1 protein-coding gene is annotated in these 517 nt (G+C 54.5%); it reads right to left on the bottom strand.

Features of this window, described 5'->3' with window-relative positions; genetic code table 11:
• Window positions 1-304 precede the first annotated feature (304 nt).
• Window positions 305-517 (bottom strand): AcvB/VirJ family lysyl-phosphatidylglycerol hydrolase (locus AACS18_RS23145; protein ID WP_308810820.1); only part of this gene is annotated, 213 nt, incomplete at its 5' end.

The following is a 517-nucleotide window of genomic DNA, read 5'->3' on the forward strand; positions in this document are numbered from 1 at the left end:
GAATCCCTCCCTCACCGCCAAATTGCAAAGCCCTGATGGAAACATCAGGGCTTTTTTTATGGCGCAATCCCGAGCGGTTGTCAGCATAGGGCTGCAAATCCTCATTGTTGATAGCCCAGCATCTGGTTGAGCCGATTGACTAATCGTAGTGAAAAGCCGCACTGATCTTGCTGCCGAACCCAAGCCTGATCATGTCAAACATTCCGTCAAATTCAGTACAAGGGCCTCTCGCAAGAGAGGCCCTTTTCATTGCTCGCTGATTTGCCCTGCTCGGTACTTAAAAGGCATTCCGTGGTGATACCGGTTAATGCTCCACAGTCAGCGGATCCGGGGGCAGGTTCAGATGCTTGGTGATGGCCTGATAGAGCTGGGGGTAGTTATCGTCAAAATGGTGTCCTCCCGGCAGGGTGATGCTGGTGACGTTGGGCTGGTTGAGGCGGGGGCAGAGGCGGTCGTCATCATCATCGTCGGCTCCTTGCAGGCAGAGCATCGGCAGGTCGCGGATGGTCTTCACCTG

The sequence above is a fragment of the Aeromonas sp. HMWF015 genome (assembly GCF_963878965.1).
GTDB lineage: Bacteria > Pseudomonadota > Gammaproteobacteria > Enterobacterales > Aeromonadaceae > Aeromonas > Aeromonas veronii.